Raw genomic sequence first — 17720 nt, forward strand, 5'->3', positions numbered from 1 at the left:
CCCGCGCCGAAAACAGAGGTTCCCGCTTTCGCGGGAATGACTCCGTGGGTCACGGCAAGCATCCGGATCAGTCCGCACGAACGGCCCGACTACCTGAACAGCAGGACGGCCCAAAGCCCAATCGCACCTACGAAAATCCGCCAGTATGCGAAGATGGCGAAGCCGTGCCGCGAGATGTAGTCGAGCAGGTAGCGGACGACGAAGAAGGCGACGACGAACGCGGCAGCGAACCCGATGATCACGGCGGCACCGAGCTCGGCGGTGATGAACTCACGGCTCTTGTAGAGATCGTACAGGAAGGCGCCGCCCATGATCGGCATGGCGATGAAGAAGGTGAACTCCGCCGCCGAGCGCTTGTCGGTGCCGAGCAGGAGCGAGCCGACGATCGTCGCGCCGGAGCGCGACACGCCCGGGACCAGCGCCAGCATCTGGAACAGCCCGATATAGAGGCAAAGGAGTGGGGGGTAGTTGTAGATATCTGTGTATTTCGGCGTCAGCTTGAGCTGGTCGACATAGAGCAGCACGATGCCGCCGACGATCAGCGATACGCAGAATACCACCGGCGTCTCGTAGATCACGTTCTTGATGAAGTCGTGCAGCAGCACGCCGGCAATCGCCGCCGGAAACGATGCCAGCACCACCCCCAGGATGAAGCGCAGGGCCCCGGGCTTGCGGGCCATGGCGTCCTTGGCGATGCCGACGAGGCGTCCGAAATAGACCACGAGGATGGCGAGGATGGCGCCGAACTGGATCAGCACCTCGAATACACGCCCCGGGCTGTTGAAACCGAGGAAATGACCAGCGAGCAGAATGTGGGCGGTCGACGAGACCGGTAGGAATTCGGTAAGCCCCTCGATGATCCCGAGGATCAGGGGCACAAAAAGACCTTGATCGGCGTTCATCTGATCCCCTAACTCAACCCCACCGCTCGGGGCGCCGGGCGGCATCTAGCCCGATTTGCGGTAGCCCGCCAAGGATCGAACAGCGCATGCCAAGGTTGCTCCAGCACCGGCTCGACCCGTCCTCCCGCCTCGCCCGCCTGATGTTCGCCGAGTATGGCGTCGGGATCGATCTCGAGGACATCAAGCCGTGGACGCGCGACCCCGCTCTGCTCGAGATCAATCCGGCGGCGACGGTGCCCATCCTCGTCGACACGCAGGAGCCGCCGATCATCGGAACGATGGCGGTGATCCACGCAATCGAGGATCGCTACGCGCCAAGCGCGGTTGCCGGCCTTGTTCCGATGCAGCCGGCCATGCGCAACGAGATGTGGCGGCTCAACGAGTGGGTCCTGGTCAAGCTCAACGACGAGGTGACGCGCTACATCCTCGAAGAGAAGATCGTGAAGCGCGACCAGCGCGGCGCCGTGCCCGATCCCGGCGTGCTGCGCGTCGCCAAGGCCAACCTCGCCGAGCATCTCAACTACTTCAACTGGCTGTTCGCGACCCGGCACTGGATCGCCGGCGACGCCATGACGCTCGCCGATTTCGCACTGGCCGCACATCTGTCCAGCCTCGACTATCTGGGCGATGTGCTGTGGGACACCTCGATCGAGACGCGCAACTGGTATGCCCGCATCAAGTCGCGCCCCGCCTTCCGCACCCTGCTCAACGACCGCATCGGCGGCATGCCGGCCGCGGCCGGCTACGCTGACTTGGACTTCTAGTCCAACCCAACGTTGGATTAGCGTGCGGGAGTTGGAACTAATCCAGCGCTGCGTTGGAATAGGGGCGAGGTGCTATCCTCCATGCACGGTGTCATTCGGCGAAAGCGGGAACCTCTGTCTTGTTGCAGGCACCGCAAACGGAGATCCCGCTTTCGCGGGATGACACAGTGACAGAAGCGCAAGACCGCACAGAACTGCTCGCCAAGCTCCGTGCCCGCGCCACAAGCCTCGGCTTTTCTGCCTTCGGCGTGGCGCGGGCCGATGCACGGCCGGATCTGCCGGAAAAGCTCGAGACCGCGCTGGCGCGGCACTGGCATGGCGAAATGGCCTGGATGGCCGAGACGGTGGAGCGCCGCGCCGCGCCGGCGGGGCTGTGGCCCGGAGCCCGCTCGGTGATCATGCTGGGCATGAACTACGGCCCGGACTCCGATCCGATGTCCGACCTCAGCAAGCCGGGCATCGGCAACATCTCGGTCTATGCCCGCAACCGTGACTACCACGATGTGGTCAAGGGCAAGCTCAAGGAGATCGCAGGTCTCGTCCGGCGCTGGACCGGCGAGGAGGCCAAGGTCTTCGTCGACACTGCCCCGGTGATGGAAAAGCCGCTCGCCGAGGCGGCGGGCATCGGCTGGCAGGGCAAGCACACGGTGCTCGTTTCGCGCGATTACGGTTCGTGGCTGTTCCTCGGCGCGATCTTCACTGCCGCAGAGTTCCCGGCCGACGACCCGCACCCCGAAAGCTGCGGCAACTGCCGGCGCTGCCTCGATGTCTGCCCGACCGATGCCTTCCCCGCGCCGTTCCAGCTCGATGCGCGGCGTTGCCTCAGCTACCTCAACATCGAGCATCCGGGCCCGATCCCGCACGAGTTCCGCACCGCCATGGGCAACCGCATCTATGGCTGCGACGACTGCCTCGCGGTGTGCCCGTGGAACAAGTTCGCCTCGGCGACGCGGGAGATGAAGCTGATGGCGCGCGACGAGCTGCGCGCGCCGGCGCTGGCCGATCTGCTGCAACTCGACGAGGTCAAGTTCCGCGCCCTGTTCACCGGCTCGCCGATCAAGCGCATCGGCCACGCGCGGTTCCTGCGCAACGTCCTCGTCGCTGCGGGCAATTCCGCGGACGACGCGCTCGTCCCGCTCGTCGAAGCGCGGCTCGGCGACCCCGATCCGCTCATCCGCGGCGCTGCGGTGTGGGCCGTCCGACGCCTTGTGAACGAAGCGCGCGCGGACGCGCTGAGGCTTGCCTTTTTGCCCGATGAGGGCGACATGAGCGTCCAGGCAGAGTGGAGCGCAGCCGTCCAGCCGGCGCGCGCAAACTAGAGACCACTTCAGATGGGCGTCTTCTTCTTCGGCATGGGCTACTCCTCGCGGGCCACGGCGCGAGCATTGCATCAGTTGCGCGACCCGGACATCCCGATTTCCGGCACGACCCGCAGCGAGGAGGGCGCCGAGGCCTTCGCCGACACCAACTACCGCATCCACATCTTCGACGGCGAGGTCCGCGGGGCGACGCTCGGGCCAGACCTGCGGAAGGCAACGCACGTCATTCTCTCGATCCCGCCCGACGAGCGTGGCGACCCCGCCCTGCTGCACCACCGCGCCGATCTCGATGCGGCGCAGAATCTCGAATGGATCGGGTACTTCTCGACCGTCGGCGTCTATGGCGATTTCGGCGGCCAGTGGGTCGACGAGGACGCGCCGACGCGGCCGGTCAATGTCCGGTCGCAGCAGCGGGTCGAGGCCGAGCAGGCCTGGCGCGACTACGCCGGGGCGCGCGGCGTGCCATTGTTCATCGAGCGGCTGGCCGGCATCTATGGCCCCGGCCGCTCCGCCTTCGACAAGCTGCGCGAGGGCACGGCCCGGCGCATCGTCAAGCCGGGGCAGGTGTTCAATCGCGTCCACGTGGCCGACATCGGGCGGATCACGGCGCTGGCGGCGCTCGCCAAGCTCGAGGGCACCTACAACCTCGCCGATGCAGAACCGGCCCCGCCGCAGGACCTCGTGACCTATGCGGCCCAGATGATGGGGATCGCCCCCCCACCGGAGATTCCGTTCGAGACGGCGCAGATGACCGAGATGGCGCGCAGCTTCTACTCCGACAACAAGCGGGTTTCGTCCAAGCGCGTGCTCGCGGCGCTGGGCACCGAACTCGAGTTCCCGACCTATCGCGAAGGCCTCGACGCCATCTGGAAAGCACACGCGTGAGTGCGCCGCGGCCGGCCAAGGCCCGTCCCTCCCGCATTGTGCTCGATGGCCGGTACGTACGACTCGAGCCGCTCGGACCACGGCACGCCGCCGATCTCTATCGCGCCTCGTCCGCCCCCGACGCGGCGCAACGCTTCGCCTACCTGTTCGAGACTCCGCCGGCCTCGGAGACCGAGATGCGGGGCTGGGTCGACAAGGTGTCCGCCCAGGACGACCCGATGCTGTTCGCCGTCATCGACACGGCAACAGGCAAGGCCGGCGGCCGGCAGGCGCTGATGCGCATCGTGCCCGAGCACGGCGTCATCGAGATCGGCTCGATCTACTGGGGCCCGGACATCGCCAGGACTCGCCGCGCCACCGAGGCGCTCTACCTGTTCGCCCGGCACGTCTTCGACGATCTCGGCTATCGCCGCTTCGAGTGGAAGTGCAACGACCGTAACGAGCCCTCCAAGCGCGCCGCGACGCGCTTCGGGTTCTCCTACGAAGGCACGTTCCGGCAGCACATGATCGTCAAGGGCGAGAACCGCGACACGGCCTGGTTCTCGATGCTCGACAGCGAGTGGCCGGCGCGCAAGGCCGCGTTCGAACGCTGGCTCGACCCGGCCAATTTCGATGCCGAGGGGCGACAACTCGCGCCGCTTCGCCTCGTGTGAGGAACTAGATATCCAGCGCCAGTTGCTCCGGCGGCACAGCGATCTCGCGCTCGACCGCCGCCTCGAGCAGTTCGAGGTCCTCGGGCCGGCTTAGCCGATGGTCGCCGTCGGGCACCAGCGTGAAGGTGACCGGGTCGGTCAACAGGTGCTGCACGAGCTTCAGCGCATGGTCGCGCGGCACGTCCGGGTCCTTGCCGCCCTGCAGGATCGTCACCGGGCAGCCCACATCGATGCCGCGCCCGAACATCAGGTGCTCCCGGCCGTCCTCGATCAGTCTGGCGGTGATCGGATAGGGGTCGGCGGAATATTCCGAGGGTTGCTCGACGACGCCGGTCTCGCGCAGCGCCTTCAGCTCCTTCTTCGAAAAGCCCTTCAGCATCAGTTCCTCGGTCATGTCGACCGCCGGGGCGATCAATACCAGCGCCTTGACCCGGCTGTTGCCGAGTCGGTGCATGTGCCGCGCGAGGAGCAGCGCCAGCCAGCCGCCCATCGACGAGCCGACGATTACCTGCGGTCCTTCGGTCTGGGCGAAGACGGCCAGCGCTTCCTCGAGCCAGCGCGAGATCGTCCCGTCGAGGAACTCGCCACCCGACTGGCCATGGCCGGAATAATCGAACCGGGTCACCGCCACGCCCCTGTCGGCGCCGAACCGGTCGAGCGCCGTCGCCTTCGAACCGGTCATCTCGGAGCGGTAACCGCCGAGCCAGAAGATGCCGGGCGCCTTGCCGGTCCGGGGCAGCATGGCGACGCGCCGCGCGCCCGCCCCCGCGCCGACTTCAAGGTACTCGAGCGCCGGTTCCGTCATCACCATCGACTCCAATGTGGAAAAGGCCTATGCCCCGAGCCTCGCTTCGCGGCAACAGTTTGTCGACGATGTGCCTCGAGCGTGTGTTTCTTGCGCCACCCGGTGTTGACTTATGCCCGGCGCAGCACGATTTTAGCGCGGATTTCCCGCCGCTTCGGTAACAGTTGAAGGATCGCCTGCCATTCGTCGTCCCATGAGACCCGTCGCCCCCCAGAAGGATGGGCCGCAATCCAACGAGGACATCTCCTCCCCCGACGTCCAGCTCATCGATGGCGAAGGCGCCAATCGCGGCGTTGTGCGCACGCGTGAAGCGCTCGCTGAAGCGCAGGAGCAGGGACTGGATCTCGTCATCATCTCGCCGAACGCGACGCCGCCGGTGGCCAAGATCCTGGATCTCGGCCGCTTCAAGTATTCCGCCCAGAAGAAGGCAGCGGAAGCGCGCAAGAAGCAGAAGGTGATCGAGGTCAAGGAAATCCAGATGCGTCCTGGCATCGATACCCATGACTACGAGACCAAGATGAAGGCGCTGGCGCGCTTCCTCGAGGATGGCGACCGCGTCAAGGTCACCATGCGCTTCCGCGGCCGCGAGATGGCGCACCAGGAACTGGGCATGCAACTGCTCGTCAAGGTGCAGAACGAGTTCGAGGCCAAGGCCAAGGTCGAATCGGCCCCCCGTTCGGAAGGTCGCCAGATGGTTATGGTGCTGGCTCCCAAGTGAGGGCCGACACCATCCGACCGACATGACAAGGGCGCCCGCAAGGCGCCCTTCTGCTATCTACGAACGCCGGCCCCAGATGCCGGATACCATCACCAGCACCCAGCCGGCGATCATCGCACCGCCACCGGTCGGCGCGGCCATCGGGAACAGCGCATTGCCGGTGAAGGCCCGCATGACGAGATCGCCTGCGAACAGCGCAACCCCCACCGTCATCACCGCACCGGCTGCCACCGCCAGCCGGCTGGCCGCCATCAGGCTGAGGCCGATCAGCACCGGCGCGTGCAGGAGCAGGAAATTGGCGGCGATCCCGAGATTGTCGTCGCCGGCATGGCTGGCGCGTGCCGCCGCGGCCACGCCAAGGGCGCCGAACAATCCGGCGGCGGTGACCAGCAGTCGGCCGGGAACAGTACTCGACATGGATTTTCCTCGAGGCGCCCGCGATCGATAGCCGAGGCGACGACAAACGAAAAGGCCGGGGATCGCTCCCCGGCCTTGTCGTCTGCTGCAGGTTTTTCGGATCAGGCGGCGAGCTTCAGCCATGCCGGGGCAATAGCGGTGCCCTGGCCGAGGCCGTAGCCGAAGCGGATGTTCAGCATGCCGACCGGCTCGACGAGGCGAGCGCCGTCAAGGCCGCCGACCTTTTCGACCGCGAAGCCCGCGGCGCTGACCAGCGCGGCAACCGCGTCGACGGCAGCGGCGTCGTTGCCGGCGAGGAACACCGGGACATGGGCGGTGGCGGAGGCGGGGGTGTCGAACAGGCTGGCGAAGATCGTGTTGAAGCCCTTCACCACCTTGGCGGCGGGCGCAGCGGCCTGCAGTTCTTCGGCGGCCGAGGTCGTGTGGCCAATCGCCAGGCCCGAGAAGTCGGCCTTCACCGGGTTGGTCATGTCGACGACGGTCTTGCCGGCGAGTTCAAGGGTCTTCACCAGTTCCAGCGCTACCGGGTAGGGCACGGCGAGGACGACGATGTCGGCACCGGCGACGGCCGACTTGTAGTCGGTCACGGTGGCGCCCACGGACTTGGCGAAGTCGGCAGCGGCGGCGACATTGGAGGCGCCGAGCACCAGTTCGGTCTTGCCGGCAAGGCGCTTGGCGAGGCCCTTGCCCATGTTGCCGAGGCCGAGGATTGCGGTGGTCATTTGGGAAATCCCTCTGTTGCGATTGCGATGACCCCTATCTAGTCCCGGCCTCTGGAGTATAGAATTGCCGCCATTCGCGCTTCACCCTTGCATCAAGGTATCGAATGGCAGAGCTGATCAACCTCGAGACTTTTGTCACGGCGGTGAAGTCGGGAAGCTTCGCCGGCGCGGCGCGGCTGCTCGGCATCTCGCCGGCCATGGTCGGACGACGCATCCAGGCGCTGGAGGAGCATCACGGCGCCCGGCTGATCGAACGCACCACGCGCGCGCAGCGGCTGACCGAGCTGGGCGAGAGCTTCTACGCGCAGGCCCAAGCCGTGCTCGAGGCGATGAGCGAGCTCGACGACCTCACGCGCACCGAGCCTGGCAGGCTCACCGGCCGCATCCGGGCGACCGGACCGGCAACACTCGGCATCCACCGGCTCGCCGCCATCGTCGCCCGCTTCTGCGAGCTCAATCCGGCTGTGACGGTCGAGCTGAGCCTCAACGACCGGCGCGCCGACCTCATCGCCGAGGGCTATGACGTGGCGGTCCGCGTCGGCGAGTTGCAGGCCTCGAGCATGATTGCACGGCGGATCGGCACCTATCGCTTTCGCTGCGCCGCCGCCCCGTCCTATGCCGCCTCGCTTGGCCTGCCGCTGACACCCGAGGAACTGCGCCACCATCGCTGCATCCTCAATCTCAACATGAGTCCGCGCAACCGCTGGCCGTTCATCGGCCCCGGCGGGGTCTCGGTGGTGGCGGAGGTCGAGGGCGGGCTGCAGATCGACAATGGCGAGGCCCAGCTCGCGGCGGCCCTGGCCGGGGCCGGTATCGTGTACCTCCCGGTCGACCTGGTGGAGGCGCCGCTCAAGACCGGCGAGCTGATCGAAGTGCTGCCGCACTGGAACAGGATGACGCTGCCCATCCATATTGTCCATCCGTCGCGCCGACTGGTTCCGCGCCGGTTGAGCGCATTCATGGATGCGATCGCCGCCGGCTTGAAGGAGTAACCATCGGCCGCGGCTAGCGCGGTTAACTTCACGCGCTAACCACTTCAACTCGTCCACCGGCCGCACTACTGGCCTTAACGAGCATAATTTCGTAAAATGCCCGGCATGAGTACGGCCGTGCGCAGCGTAACAGCGTCAGACTATCTTTCGCGCATTCTCGCGCGCGAGGTGGTCGATCGCCGCTCAGCCACCCAACTGGACGGGATCGCTCGCAAGGTCGAACTGCTGTGCACGGCCTGGGGAGGCGAGCACATCGTCGAAGTCGTCCCGGGAGGAGGCTTCGAGAAGTCGACCGCCAATCGCTCCGGCATCTGCATGGATTTCGTCGTCTGGATCCGAACCGATGCGGGGCGCCGCATCCCCGAGGTCTACGAGTCCATGCATGCGACGTTTCAGCGGCTGGGCCTCAGGCCGATCCGACGCGACGTCACTATCGCGCTGCAGGTCGGCACCATTGCCGTCGACGTCCTGCCCGCGAGGCGGCTGTCGATGATCTCGGACATCCACGAGATCTACTCCAGCCGCCGGGCCCAGGCGATCACCACGAACCTGCACCAGCACGTGCTCGACAGTCACGAGGCCAATCGGCAGGACGAGATTCGCATCCTTAAGCTCTGGCGCGACCAGAACGGGCTGGACTTTCCCTCGTTCTACCTGGAACTCGCGACCAACGCGGCGCTGCGCCGACGGCCGGTCGGCGCCCTCGTCGACAACGTCTGGGCCACGCTCGGCTTCCTCGAGCGCCTGCTGGTGCCGCGTGCCATGCTCGATCCGGCCAATGCCGCCAACATTGTATCGGACGAGTTGACCGCCCCGCAGAAGCGCTTCATCGCCCTCGCCGCGGCCGCCGCCCGCAGCGGCCGGCCATGGTCGGAGATCGTGAGATAGGTACCAAGGCCTTGTTGCGGGCACACCATCTCCACAACACCGGCTGTCATCCCAGCGCGTTTGGCACTGCCGCAGCCTATCCTGGGGCCATTGAGGTCAGTCAGAAGCCCTTAATTTCCGGAGGCGTATCATGGCCCGATCCTCGGAGGAGGAGCCGATGTTCGACCACAAGGAAACTCTGTTCCACGTCGCCAGCCTGCTGGCGCGCCAGCTCTCCAGCGGCTTGCGCGAGGCGCTCGTGCCGTTCGGGCTGCATCCTGCCCAGTTCACCGCGCTCAGCGAGATCGCGCAGCGCGAAGGATTGACGCAGGCCGAGCTCGTGGTACGGCTCCATCTCGAGCAGCCGGGCGTGGCGCGCACGCTGGCCGCGCTCGAGGCGGAGGGCTGGATCGAGAAGTCCTCGCTCGGCAAGGGCCGGGCACAGGGGCTGTATCTCAGTGCGCGCGCCAGGGAGATACTGCCCTTGGCGGCCCAAGCCGCGGCGGAAGCCGACCGGCAGGCGGTGGCCTCGTTGAGCCGCACCGAGGCGGCACTGCTGATCGACGGGCTGAGCGAACTGGCTGCGGCAAACCGGGCGTAGCCGCCCCCTTGCACCTCGACGCCTTTCCCCCTATACACCCGGCTTCTTCGACGGGTCGCCCGGCCAAAAGGCATGCCGTGGCGGTTCGAAATGCTGGTCCCCCGGGACCGCCTCTAACAGGACAAGCAAAATGCCAAAGATGAAGACTAAATCGGGCGCCAAGAAGCGCTTCAAGATGACTGCGACGGGCCGCGTCAAGACCGGCGTCGCGGGCAAGCGTCACCGCCTCCTTAGCCACGATGCCGACTACATCCGCTCTCACCGGGGGACCAAGATCCTCAAGAAGGGCGATGAAAGTCTGGTCAAGTGGTACATGCCGTACAACCGTTAAGGAGCCGAACCTATGTCCCGCGTTAAGAGAGGCGTCACCGCCCACACTCGCCACAAGAAGGTCCTGAAGGCTGCTTCGGGCTTCTACGGCCGCCGCAAGAATACCATCCGCACCGCCAAGGCCGCCGTCGACAAGGCCGGCCAGTACGCGTACCGCGATCGCCGGGTCAAGAAGCGCAACTTCCGCGCCCTCTGGATCCAGCGCATCAACGCCGCGGTACGTGACCACGGCCTGACCTACGGTCGATTTATCGACGGCCTCAGCAAGGCCGAGATTGCCGTCGACCGCAAGGTGCTCTCCGATCTCGCGATCACCGAGCCCGCAGCGTTCGCCGCGCTGGTTGCCCAGGCCAAGAAGGCCCTGGGGTATCTCGAGAAGCTCGAGACGACCACGCACGAGCGCATCAGCGCGTAATCGCCTAGCCTTTTCTGAGGCCTCAAGCTAAGCCTTGCGCCGCCCGAACATTCGGGACGGCGCGGGGCTTTTGTGTTTCTGCGCCAAGCGCCGCCCCACACGCGGCGTCACCCCGGCGAAGGCCGGGGTCCATCATGAGACAGTTCCTCCCGCTGGGGCGGTGGAAGACCTCGAGATGGATACCGGCCTCCGCCGGTATGACCGGTGGGTGGGAGGCATGACAGACAAATGGATAGAATAATGTCCCTCGACGCTCAGATTGCCACCCTCCGCGCTGATATCGGCGCTGCCGTCGCCGCCGCCGGCGATGAAGCCGCCATCGAAGCGGTGCGCGTCTCCGCGCTCGGCAAGAAGGGCTCGGTCTCCGCGCTGCTCGCCACGCTCGGCGGCATCGCGCCGGAGGAGCGCAAGTCGGCCGGCGCCGCCATCAATGGCCTCAAGACCGAGGTCACCGCGCTGATCGAGGCCAAGGCCGGGGAACTCGCCAAGTCTGCGCTCGATGCCCGCCTCGCCGCCGAGCGCGTCGACGTCACCCTGCCGGTGCGCCCCGCGCCGACCGCCGAGGGCCGCATCCATCCGGTCAGCCAGGTGATCGACGAGATCACGGCGATCTTTTCCGACATGGGCTTTTCGATCGCCGAAGGTCCAGACATCGAGACCGACTGGTACAATTTCACCGCGCTGAACTTCCCCGAGGGGCATCCGGCGCGCGAAATGCACGACACCTTCTTCATGGCCCCCGCGCCGGACGGGGTGAAGCGCGTGCTGCGCACCCACACCTCGCCGGTGCAGATCCGGACCATGCTCAACACCAACGAGAAGCCGGCAGCGCCCTATCTCACCCCGACGATCGATCCGCCGATCCGCGTGGTGATGCCGGGCCGCACCTACCGGCACGACTCCGACCAGACCCACACGCCGATGTTCCACCAGGTCGAGGGCCTGGTCATCGACAAGAGCTCGCATATCGGCCAGCTGCGCTGGGTGCTGGAGGAGTTCCTCAAGGCCTTCTTCGAGGTCGACGACGTCACGCTGCGCTTCCGCCCGAGCTTCTTCCCCTTCACCGAGCCGTCGATGGAAGTCGACGTGCAGTGCGACCGCTCCGGCCCCGAAGTGAAGATCGGCGAGGGCAATGACTGGCTCGAGATTCTCGGCTGCGGCATGGTGCACCCCAACGTCCTGCGCAATTGCGGGCTCGATCCCGACGTCTACCAGGGCTTCGCCTGGGGCATGGGCATCGACCGCATCGCCATGCTGAAATACGGCATGAACGACCTGCGCGCCTTCTTCGACGCCGACAAGCGCTGGCTCGACCACTACGGCTTCCGCCCCCTCGACCTGCCGACGCTGTTCGGTGGGCTGTCGAGCTGATGCTTCGCTCTATCCCCACACTCGGCGTCATTCCCGCGAAAGTGGGAATCTTCGTTTGCGGTGCCGACAGAAAAACAGGGATCCCCGCTTTCGCGGGGATGACCCGGTACTTACAATTGCGAGTTTCCCGATGAAATTCACCCTTGATTGGCTCAAGGAGCATCTCGACACCACCGCCTCGGCCGAGGAGGTCGGCAAGGCGCTGACCATGATCGGCCTTGAGGTCGAGGAGATCGTCGATCCGGCCGAGAAGCTCCGTCCCTTCGTCGTTGCGCATGTGGTGGAGGCCAAGCCGCATCCGAACTCGGACCATCTCAACGTCTGCAAGGTCGACGCCGGCACCGGCACGATCATCGACGTGGTGTGCGGCGCGCCCAATGCCCGCACCGGCATGAAGTCGGTATTTGCCCCCCCCGGCACCTACATCCCGGGCAAGGACTTCACCCTCAAGGCCGGCGTCGTGATCCGCGGCGAGAAGTCGGACGGCATGTTGTGCTCGGCAGCCGAACTCGAACTCTCGAACGACCACGACGGCATCATCGAGCTCCCGGCCGATGCGCCGGTCGGCATGCCTTACGTGGAATATGCCAAGCTCGGGAACACCGTGATCGACATCTCGATCACCCCCAACCGCGGCGATGCCACGGGCGTCTACGGCGTGGCGCGCGACCTGGCTGCCTTCGGCCTCGGCACGCTCAAGCCCACCGATATGTCGCCGGTACCCTCGAAGGGCCCGAGCCCGATTCCAGCCCTGCCGCACAATTTCGCGGCTGGCGAGCCGAAGGCCATCCGCAAGTTCGCCGGGCGCTACTTCAAGAGCATCAAGAACGGTCCGTCGCCCGACTGGCTGCAGCAGCGCCTGCGCGCCGTGGGTCTTCGTCCCATCAACACGGTTGTCGACATCACCAACCTCGTCTCGCTCGGCTGGGGCCGGCCGCTGCACGCCTATGACGCCGACAAGATCGTCGGCCAGCCGGTGCTGCGCGTCGCGAAGCCCGGCGAAGAGTTCGATGCCCTCGACAACAAGATCTACGCGCTCGACGAGACCATGACCGTCATCGCCGACGACCAGGGCCCGCTCTGCCTCGGCGGCATCATGGGCGGCATCCGCTCGGGCGTCACCGAGGGGACGGTCAACGTCCTCATGGAATGCGCCAGCTGGGATCCCGACCTCATCGCCCAGACCGGCCGCAGGACCGGCATTGTCTCGGACGCGCGCTATCGCCTCGAGCGCCATGTCGATCCCGCACTGACCGAGCCCGGCCTCGAGCTCGCAACCCGGCTGATGCTGGAGATGGTCGGCGGGCAGGCCATGGAGCCGGTGATCTCCGGCGAGGACGTGTTCCCCAATACGGTCGTCGAGTTCCCACTTTCGGAGGTCAAGCGCCTGACCGGGCTCGAAACCAGCGCTACCGAGATCGAAGCAATCCTGAGCCGCCTCGGCTTCAGGCTGGAGGGGACCGGCAACACCCGCAAGGTGCAGGTCCCGTCCTGGCGGCCCGACATCACAATGAAGGCCGACCTCGCCGAGGAAGTGATGCGCATGGTCGGCGTCGACAACGTGCCCACCGACCCGCTGCCGCGGCTCAACCACGTTGCGACGCGCATGCTGACCACGCTGCAGAACCGCCGCCGCATTGCCCGCCGCACGCTCGCGGCGCGCGGGCTCGACGAGGCGGTGACCTGGTCGTTCATCCCCGAGGCGGAGGCGCGGCGTTTTGGTGGCGGCAAGCCGGAACTGAAGCTCGCCAACCCGATCGCGTCCGAGCTCACCGACATGCGGCCCTCGCTGCTGCCGGGCCTGCTCGCGGCGGCGCAGCGCAACACCAATCGCGGCTTCGCCGACCTGAAGCTGTTCGAGATCGGCCAGGTGTTCCACTCGGTGCTGCCCGAGGGCCAGCGCACCTATGCCGCCGGCATCCGCCTGGGCGGCTCGCGCCACTGGCAGGCGCAGAACGGCCAGGTTTCCGTGTTCGACGCCAAGGCCGATATCGCGGCGCTGCTCGACGCCATGGGGCATGATATCGACAAGCTTCAGCTCGTCGCCGAATCCGCGTCCTGGAGCCATCCTGGCCGCGGCGGCCGCGTGCAGCTCGGCCCGAAGGTGGTCATCGGCTGGTTCGGCGAGGTGCACCCCTCCGAACTTCAGGCGTTCGACCTCGTGGGACCGATCGCCGCCTTCGAGCTCGACCTCGACGCCATCCCCGAGCCGCGCCGGAGGCCGACCCGTTCCAAGCCGGCGCTGAAGCTCAGCGACCTGATGCCGCTCAACCGCGACTTCGCCTTCCTCGTCGATCGCGATGTCGCCGCCGCGACCATCCTCAGGGCGGCGCGCGGGGCCGACAAGGCACTGATCACCGATGTCGGCGTGTTCGACGTGTTCGAGGGCAAGGGCGTGCCCGAGGGCAAGAAGTCGGTCGGCATCGCGGTGACCCTGCAGCCGACCGAGAAAACCCTCACCGACGAGGAGATCGATGCGGTGAGCCAGGCCGTCGTCGCCGCCGTCACCAAGGCGACCGGCGGCACGCTGCGCACCTGACCATGGGCACCGCCGGACGATACCTCGGATCGGCGGTCCTGACGGTGGCGCTGGGGCTGAGCCCCGCGCTCGGCTACGCGACGACCTTCGTGCTGCTTGGGCTGGCGGCAATCTCGTGGCTTTGGCAAGGCCCCCTCGCCCGTCGCTTCGCGGCGACCTCTCCCCCAGAGGGAGGGGTCAGCCCGAGGCTGGGTGTGGGCGCCTTCCCAGCCCTTCTGTTCGGCCTCTCCTACCTCCTCATCGCAGTCTCGGCCCTCACGACCGTTCGCACCCCTGCGGACCTCGTCCCCCTCCTCGGCCTTGCCGCGCCGTTGTTCTACGCGCCCCTCGCCAGCCTGGTCGGCGGCGCCGATCTTGTCCGCTACGGCATTGCCGGTGCCATCATCGGACTCGCCACCGCCCTCCTCTACCGCTACGGCCTCGGCATGCCCCGCGCGGCCGAGGGTTCCTGGCTCACCGATCCCTACCGACTGGCCGTCACCACGCTGCTCGCCGCGACGCTTGGCCTCGGCGCCTGGTTCTCGCAACACCGCTGGCGCGGTCTGAGCCTTTTCGCCCTTGCCGCCGGCGTTGCCGTCATCGTGCTCAGCGGGTCCCGCACCGCCCTGCTCGGCCTGCCGGTACTGATGCTCATCACCGGTCTCTGCCTCGCGCGCCGACCGCTTGCGCGGATAGCGGTCATCGCCGCGGCAGTGGCCGTGATTGTCGCCGCCTTGTTCGTCGAACTCCCCGGCACCGAGCGCGTACGGCTGTGGGACATCCTCGTCGCGATCGGTTCCGGCAGCCCGGTGAGCGACTCGGCCATCGACATCCGCCTCGGGCTGTACCGCGCCGCCGCCGAGCTGTTTGTTTCGTCGCCGTTGCTTGGCCACGGTTGGGGCGAAGCGACGATGCCGCAGGTGTGGGCGCTCCTTACGCCCGCCCAGCTCAGCTGGGGACGCCTGCCCCACCTCCATAGCGACATCGCCCAGTTCGCCGTCTCCGGCGGCCTCTTCGGCATCATGGCCTGGCTGCTGCTTGTCCTGGCGCCGATTGCCGGATACCTGCGCCTGCCTGACAACGCGCGTACCCCGCAGCGCCGCCACGCGCTGCTGGTGCTGGTCGTCGGGGCGCTCGTGCTGGGCCTGCCCGATACTTTCCTCGCCGCGCCGATGACGCTGACGATCTACGTGGTGCTGGCTGCGGCGGTGGTTGGGCGTTCCCCTCGCCCTTGATACCAGGGCTCGGCCGTCTTGCCCGTTGCGGCAAAGAGAAGCCGCCCGAACGGGGGAGGTTCGGGCGGCTCGGCCGGCGGTGGGGGCGCACCTGCCGGACAGGGGACCTCCATCAAACGCTTGAGCAGCCGATGGGTTCCACTATTGTCGGCGCCGAGTCGTGCGGGGGTCGAAATTGGGTTCGGAACAGGTGAGCGTCGCGCCGCGGCCGCGCTACCAGTTGCTCGACATCCTGCGCGGTTTGGCGATTCTCGCCATGATCGTGTTCCACATCGCCTGGGACCTGTTCTACTTCGGCTACTCGAACGTAGACGTCACGAGCGAGCTGGGCTGGGTCATCTTCCAGAAGGCGATCCTGACGAGCTTCCTGCTGCTGGTGGGGGCCGGTCTTATGCTTGCGCATGGCAGCGGCATCCGCTGGACGCGTTTCTGGCGGCGCTTCGCATTCCTCGTGCTGGCCGCGTTGCTGGTCACGGCCGGGACATACATCCAGTTTCCGGATTTCTTCGTGTTCTTCGGCGTGCTGCATGCCATCGCGCTGTTTTCGCTCATCGGCCTGGCGTTCCTGCGCCTGCCGCCATGGCTGACGGCGGCGGCCGGCGTGGTCGCGATCGCCGCCAACTTTGCCTACAGCAATCCGGTCTTTTCGAGCCGGGAACTGGGCTGGATCGGCTTCTGGCCGAGCTCGCCGCCGACCAGCGACGTGGTGCCGATCTTCCCCTGGCTGGGTGTGGTGCTGCTCGGCATCGCGGGCATGAAACTGGTGCTTGCGAGCCCGCTCGCCGGGGGACTGGCGGCGTTCTCGAGCAATGAGCCGGCGGCGCGCGGGCTTGCCTTTGTCGGGCGCTGGAGCCTGCTGATCTACCTGCTGCACCAGCCGCTGCTCATCGGCGGATTCGACCTGCTGCAGATGGTGCAGCCGCCCGCGGTGATGCCGGCGGTCGAGTCGGTGTCGGATGGCTTCGTGCGCACCTGCCGCCAGAGCTGCGAAGCGACCGGCGCGACGGCCGAGTACTGCACGCGCTACTGCGCCTGCGCGCTCGAGCAGGTCGACAAGGCCGACATGTGGGACACCGTGTCGGCCTCCGACCCGACGGCAGAGCAACTGGCGGGCCTGAACTCGGTCGCCAAGCTCTGCACCGCGATGGTGCAGAACCCGCCGGCTCCCTAGTTCTGTTCCCGGTGACCGCCGAAGCCCAACCGCATCGCCGAGAGCATCTTCTCGGCGAAGTTGTGGTCCTGCCGGGAGCGGAAGCGCGTGAAGAGCGCCGCCGTCAGCACTTCGGCCGGCACCGCTTCCTCGACCGCCGCCTCCACCGTCCAGCGGCCCTCGCCGGAATCGGCGACGTGGCCGGAGAAGCCCTCGAGTTCGGGATCCCTGGCGAGCGCCGTGGCGCTGAGGTCGAGCAGCCACGAGGTGACGACGGAGCCTCGCCGCCAGACTTCAGCAATGTCGGCGACGTTCAGGTCAAGCCGGAGGTCGGGCGGCAGCAGCTCGGAATTCTTGCTGGCGAGAATGTCGAAGCCCTCGGCATAGGCCTGCATCATGCCGTACTCGATGCCGTTGTGGATCATCTTGACGAAATGGCCGGCCCCGGCCGGTCCGGCATGGATATAGCCCTGCTCGACGCGGGGATCGGAGCCCTCGCGGCCCGGGGTGACGGGGATGTCACCGCGCCCGGGCGCGAGAGCGGCAAAGATCGGGTCGAGATGGTCGACCGCGGCCTTGTCGCCGCCGATCATCAGGCAGTAGCCGCGCTCGAGCCCCCAGACGCCGCCGGAAGTGCCGACGTCGACATAGCGGATGCCGGTGCGCGCGAACTCGGCGGCGCGACGGATGTCGTCCTTGTAGTAGGTGTTGCCGCCGTCGATCAGGATGTCGCCTGGCGAGAGGCAGGAGGCGAGGTGGGCCAGGGTCCCTTCGGTGATCTTGCCGGCAGGCAGCATGACCCAGATGGCGCGCGGCGCCGCGCTCAGCGACCCCACTAGGCTCTCCAGCGTCTCGGCCGGCCGGGCGCCCTCCCCGCCCAGGGCGGCGCGCGCATCGGCGTCGATGTCGTAGACTGCGACTTCATGGCCGGCGCGCATCAGCCGTTTGGCGATATTGCCGCCCATGCGGCCCAACCCGACAATGCCGATCTGCATGATTATGTTCTCCGTGCTGGCGACTGACGCGGGGAGTGTTATACGCGACAACGTGGCACGG

19 protein-coding genes are annotated in these 17720 nt (G+C 66.9%); 14 read left to right on the forward strand and 5 right to left on the reverse strand.

Going from position 1 to position 17720, the window contains the following annotated elements:
• Window positions 1–89: 89 nt before the first annotated feature.
• On the reverse strand, window positions 90–902 hold the full coding sequence (locus tag J0I99_RS17745) for an undecaprenyl-diphosphate phosphatase (RefSeq protein ID WP_291392227.1): 813 nt from the start codon (window positions 900–902) through the stop codon (window positions 90–92).
• Between the two features lie 86 nt (window positions 903–988).
• On the opposite strand from J0I99_RS17745, the gene J0I99_RS17750 reads away from it, so the two are divergent.
• From J0I99_RS17750 to J0I99_RS17765, 4 genes are all read left to right on the forward strand, one after another.
• Window positions 989–1666, forward strand: coding sequence for a glutathione S-transferase family protein (locus J0I99_RS17750; protein WP_291392225.1), 678 nt, complete (start codon window positions 989–991; stop codon window positions 1664–1666).
• A gap of 167 nt (window positions 1667–1833) precedes the next feature.
• A complete protein-coding gene (gene queG / locus J0I99_RS17755; protein WP_291398836.1) occupies window positions 1834–2985 on the forward strand; it encodes a tRNA epoxyqueuosine(34) reductase QueG in 1152 nt (383 codons plus the stop codon).
• A 12-nt stretch (window positions 2986–2997) separates the two neighbouring features.
• Window positions 2998–3870 (forward strand): SDR family oxidoreductase, encoded by an 873-nt coding sequence (locus J0I99_RS17760; protein WP_291398837.1) that lies wholly within the window; start codon window positions 2998–3000, stop codon window positions 3868–3870.
• Window positions 3867–4523 (forward strand): GNAT family protein, encoded by a 657-nt coding sequence (locus J0I99_RS17765; protein WP_291398838.1) that lies wholly within the window; start codon window positions 3867–3869, stop codon window positions 4521–4523. Before J0I99_RS17760 ends, J0I99_RS17765 begins: the two co-directional genes overlap by 4 nt.
• 4 nt (window positions 4524–4527) lie before the next feature.
• Here the strand turns inward: J0I99_RS17765 and J0I99_RS17770 are convergent, their stop codons facing one another.
• Complete coding sequence (locus J0I99_RS17770) at window positions 4528–5328, reverse strand: alpha/beta fold hydrolase (RefSeq protein WP_291392217.1); 801 nt, start codon at window positions 5326–5328, stop codon at window positions 4528–4530.
• Between the two features lie 181 nt (window positions 5329–5509).
• On the opposite strand from J0I99_RS17770, the gene infC reads away from it, so the two are divergent.
• Window positions 5510–6046, forward strand: coding sequence for a translation initiation factor IF-3 (gene infC / locus J0I99_RS17775; protein WP_291392258.1), 537 nt, complete (start codon window positions 5510–5512; stop codon window positions 6044–6046).
• A gap of 57 nt (window positions 6047–6103) precedes the next feature.
• On the opposite strand, the gene J0I99_RS17780 is transcribed toward infC, so the two are convergent.
• The gene (locus tag J0I99_RS17780) at window positions 6104–6463 is read right to left on the reverse strand and encodes a DUF423 domain-containing protein (RefSeq protein ID WP_291392215.1); all 360 of its coding nucleotides are present in this window, start codon (window positions 6461–6463) and stop codon (window positions 6104–6106) included.
• A 101-nt stretch (window positions 6464–6564) separates the two neighbouring features.
• A complete protein-coding gene (locus J0I99_RS17785; protein ID WP_291398880.1) occupies window positions 6565–7245 on the reverse strand; it encodes an NAD(P)-binding domain-containing protein in 681 nt (226 codons plus the stop codon).
• 44 nt (window positions 7246–7289) lie between these two features.
• On the opposite strand from J0I99_RS17785, the gene J0I99_RS17790 reads away from it, so the two are divergent.
• From J0I99_RS17790 to J0I99_RS17830, 9 genes are all read left to right on the forward strand, one after another.
• Window positions 7290–8177, forward strand: coding sequence for a LysR family transcriptional regulator (locus J0I99_RS17790; protein WP_291392213.1), 888 nt, complete (start codon window positions 7290–7292; stop codon window positions 8175–8177).
• A 117-nt stretch (window positions 8178–8294) separates the two neighbouring features.
• Window positions 8295–9065: a hypothetical protein gene (locus tag J0I99_RS17795; protein ID WP_291398839.1), complete on the forward strand. Its 771-nt coding sequence runs from the start codon at window positions 8295–8297 to the stop codon at window positions 9063–9065.
• A gap of 130 nt (window positions 9066–9195) precedes the next feature.
• Entirely contained in the window at window positions 9196–9645 is a 450-nt protein-coding gene (locus J0I99_RS17800; protein WP_291398840.1) for a MarR family transcriptional regulator, read from the forward strand.
• Between the two features lie 130 nt (window positions 9646–9775).
• Entirely contained in the window at window positions 9776–9976 is a 201-nt protein-coding gene (gene rpmI, locus J0I99_RS17805) for a 50S ribosomal protein L35 (protein WP_291398841.1), read from the forward strand.
• Window positions 9977–9988: 12 nt separating this feature from the next.
• Complete coding sequence (gene rplT, locus J0I99_RS17810) at window positions 9989–10390, forward strand: 50S ribosomal protein L20 (RefSeq protein WP_291398842.1); 402 nt, start codon at window positions 9989–9991, stop codon at window positions 10388–10390.
• A gap of 240 nt (window positions 10391–10630) precedes the next feature.
• A complete protein-coding gene (pheS, locus tag J0I99_RS17815) occupies window positions 10631–11761 on the forward strand; it encodes a phenylalanine--tRNA ligase subunit alpha (RefSeq protein WP_291398843.1) in 1131 nt (376 codons plus the stop codon).
• 130 nt (window positions 11762–11891) lie between these two features.
• Window positions 11892–14300 (forward strand): phenylalanine--tRNA ligase subunit beta, encoded by a 2409-nt coding sequence (gene pheT / locus J0I99_RS17820; protein ID WP_291398844.1) that lies wholly within the window; start codon window positions 11892–11894, stop codon window positions 14298–14300.
• 2 nt (window positions 14301–14302) lie between these two features.
• Window positions 14303–15514 (forward strand): O-antigen ligase, encoded by a 1212-nt coding sequence (locus J0I99_RS17825; protein ID WP_291398845.1) that lies wholly within the window; start codon window positions 14303–14305, stop codon window positions 15512–15514.
• A gap of 175 nt (window positions 15515–15689) precedes the next feature.
• Entirely contained in the window at window positions 15690–16685 is a 996-nt protein-coding gene (locus tag J0I99_RS17830; RefSeq protein WP_291398846.1) for a DUF1624 domain-containing protein, read from the forward strand.
• Here J0I99_RS17830 and gnd read toward each other — a convergent pair.
• Window positions 16682–17659 (reverse strand): phosphogluconate dehydrogenase (NAD(+)-dependent, decarboxylating), encoded by a 978-nt coding sequence (gene gnd / locus J0I99_RS17835; protein ID WP_291398847.1) that lies wholly within the window; start codon window positions 17657–17659, stop codon window positions 16682–16684. The two genes, J0I99_RS17830 and gnd, sit on opposite strands and share 4 nt — an antisense overlap.
• Window positions 17660–17720 lie beyond the last annotated feature (61 nt).

It is taken from the genome of Devosia sp. (assembly GCF_017307495.1).
Taxonomy (GTDB): Bacteria; Pseudomonadota; Alphaproteobacteria; order Rhizobiales; family Devosiaceae; genus Devosia_A.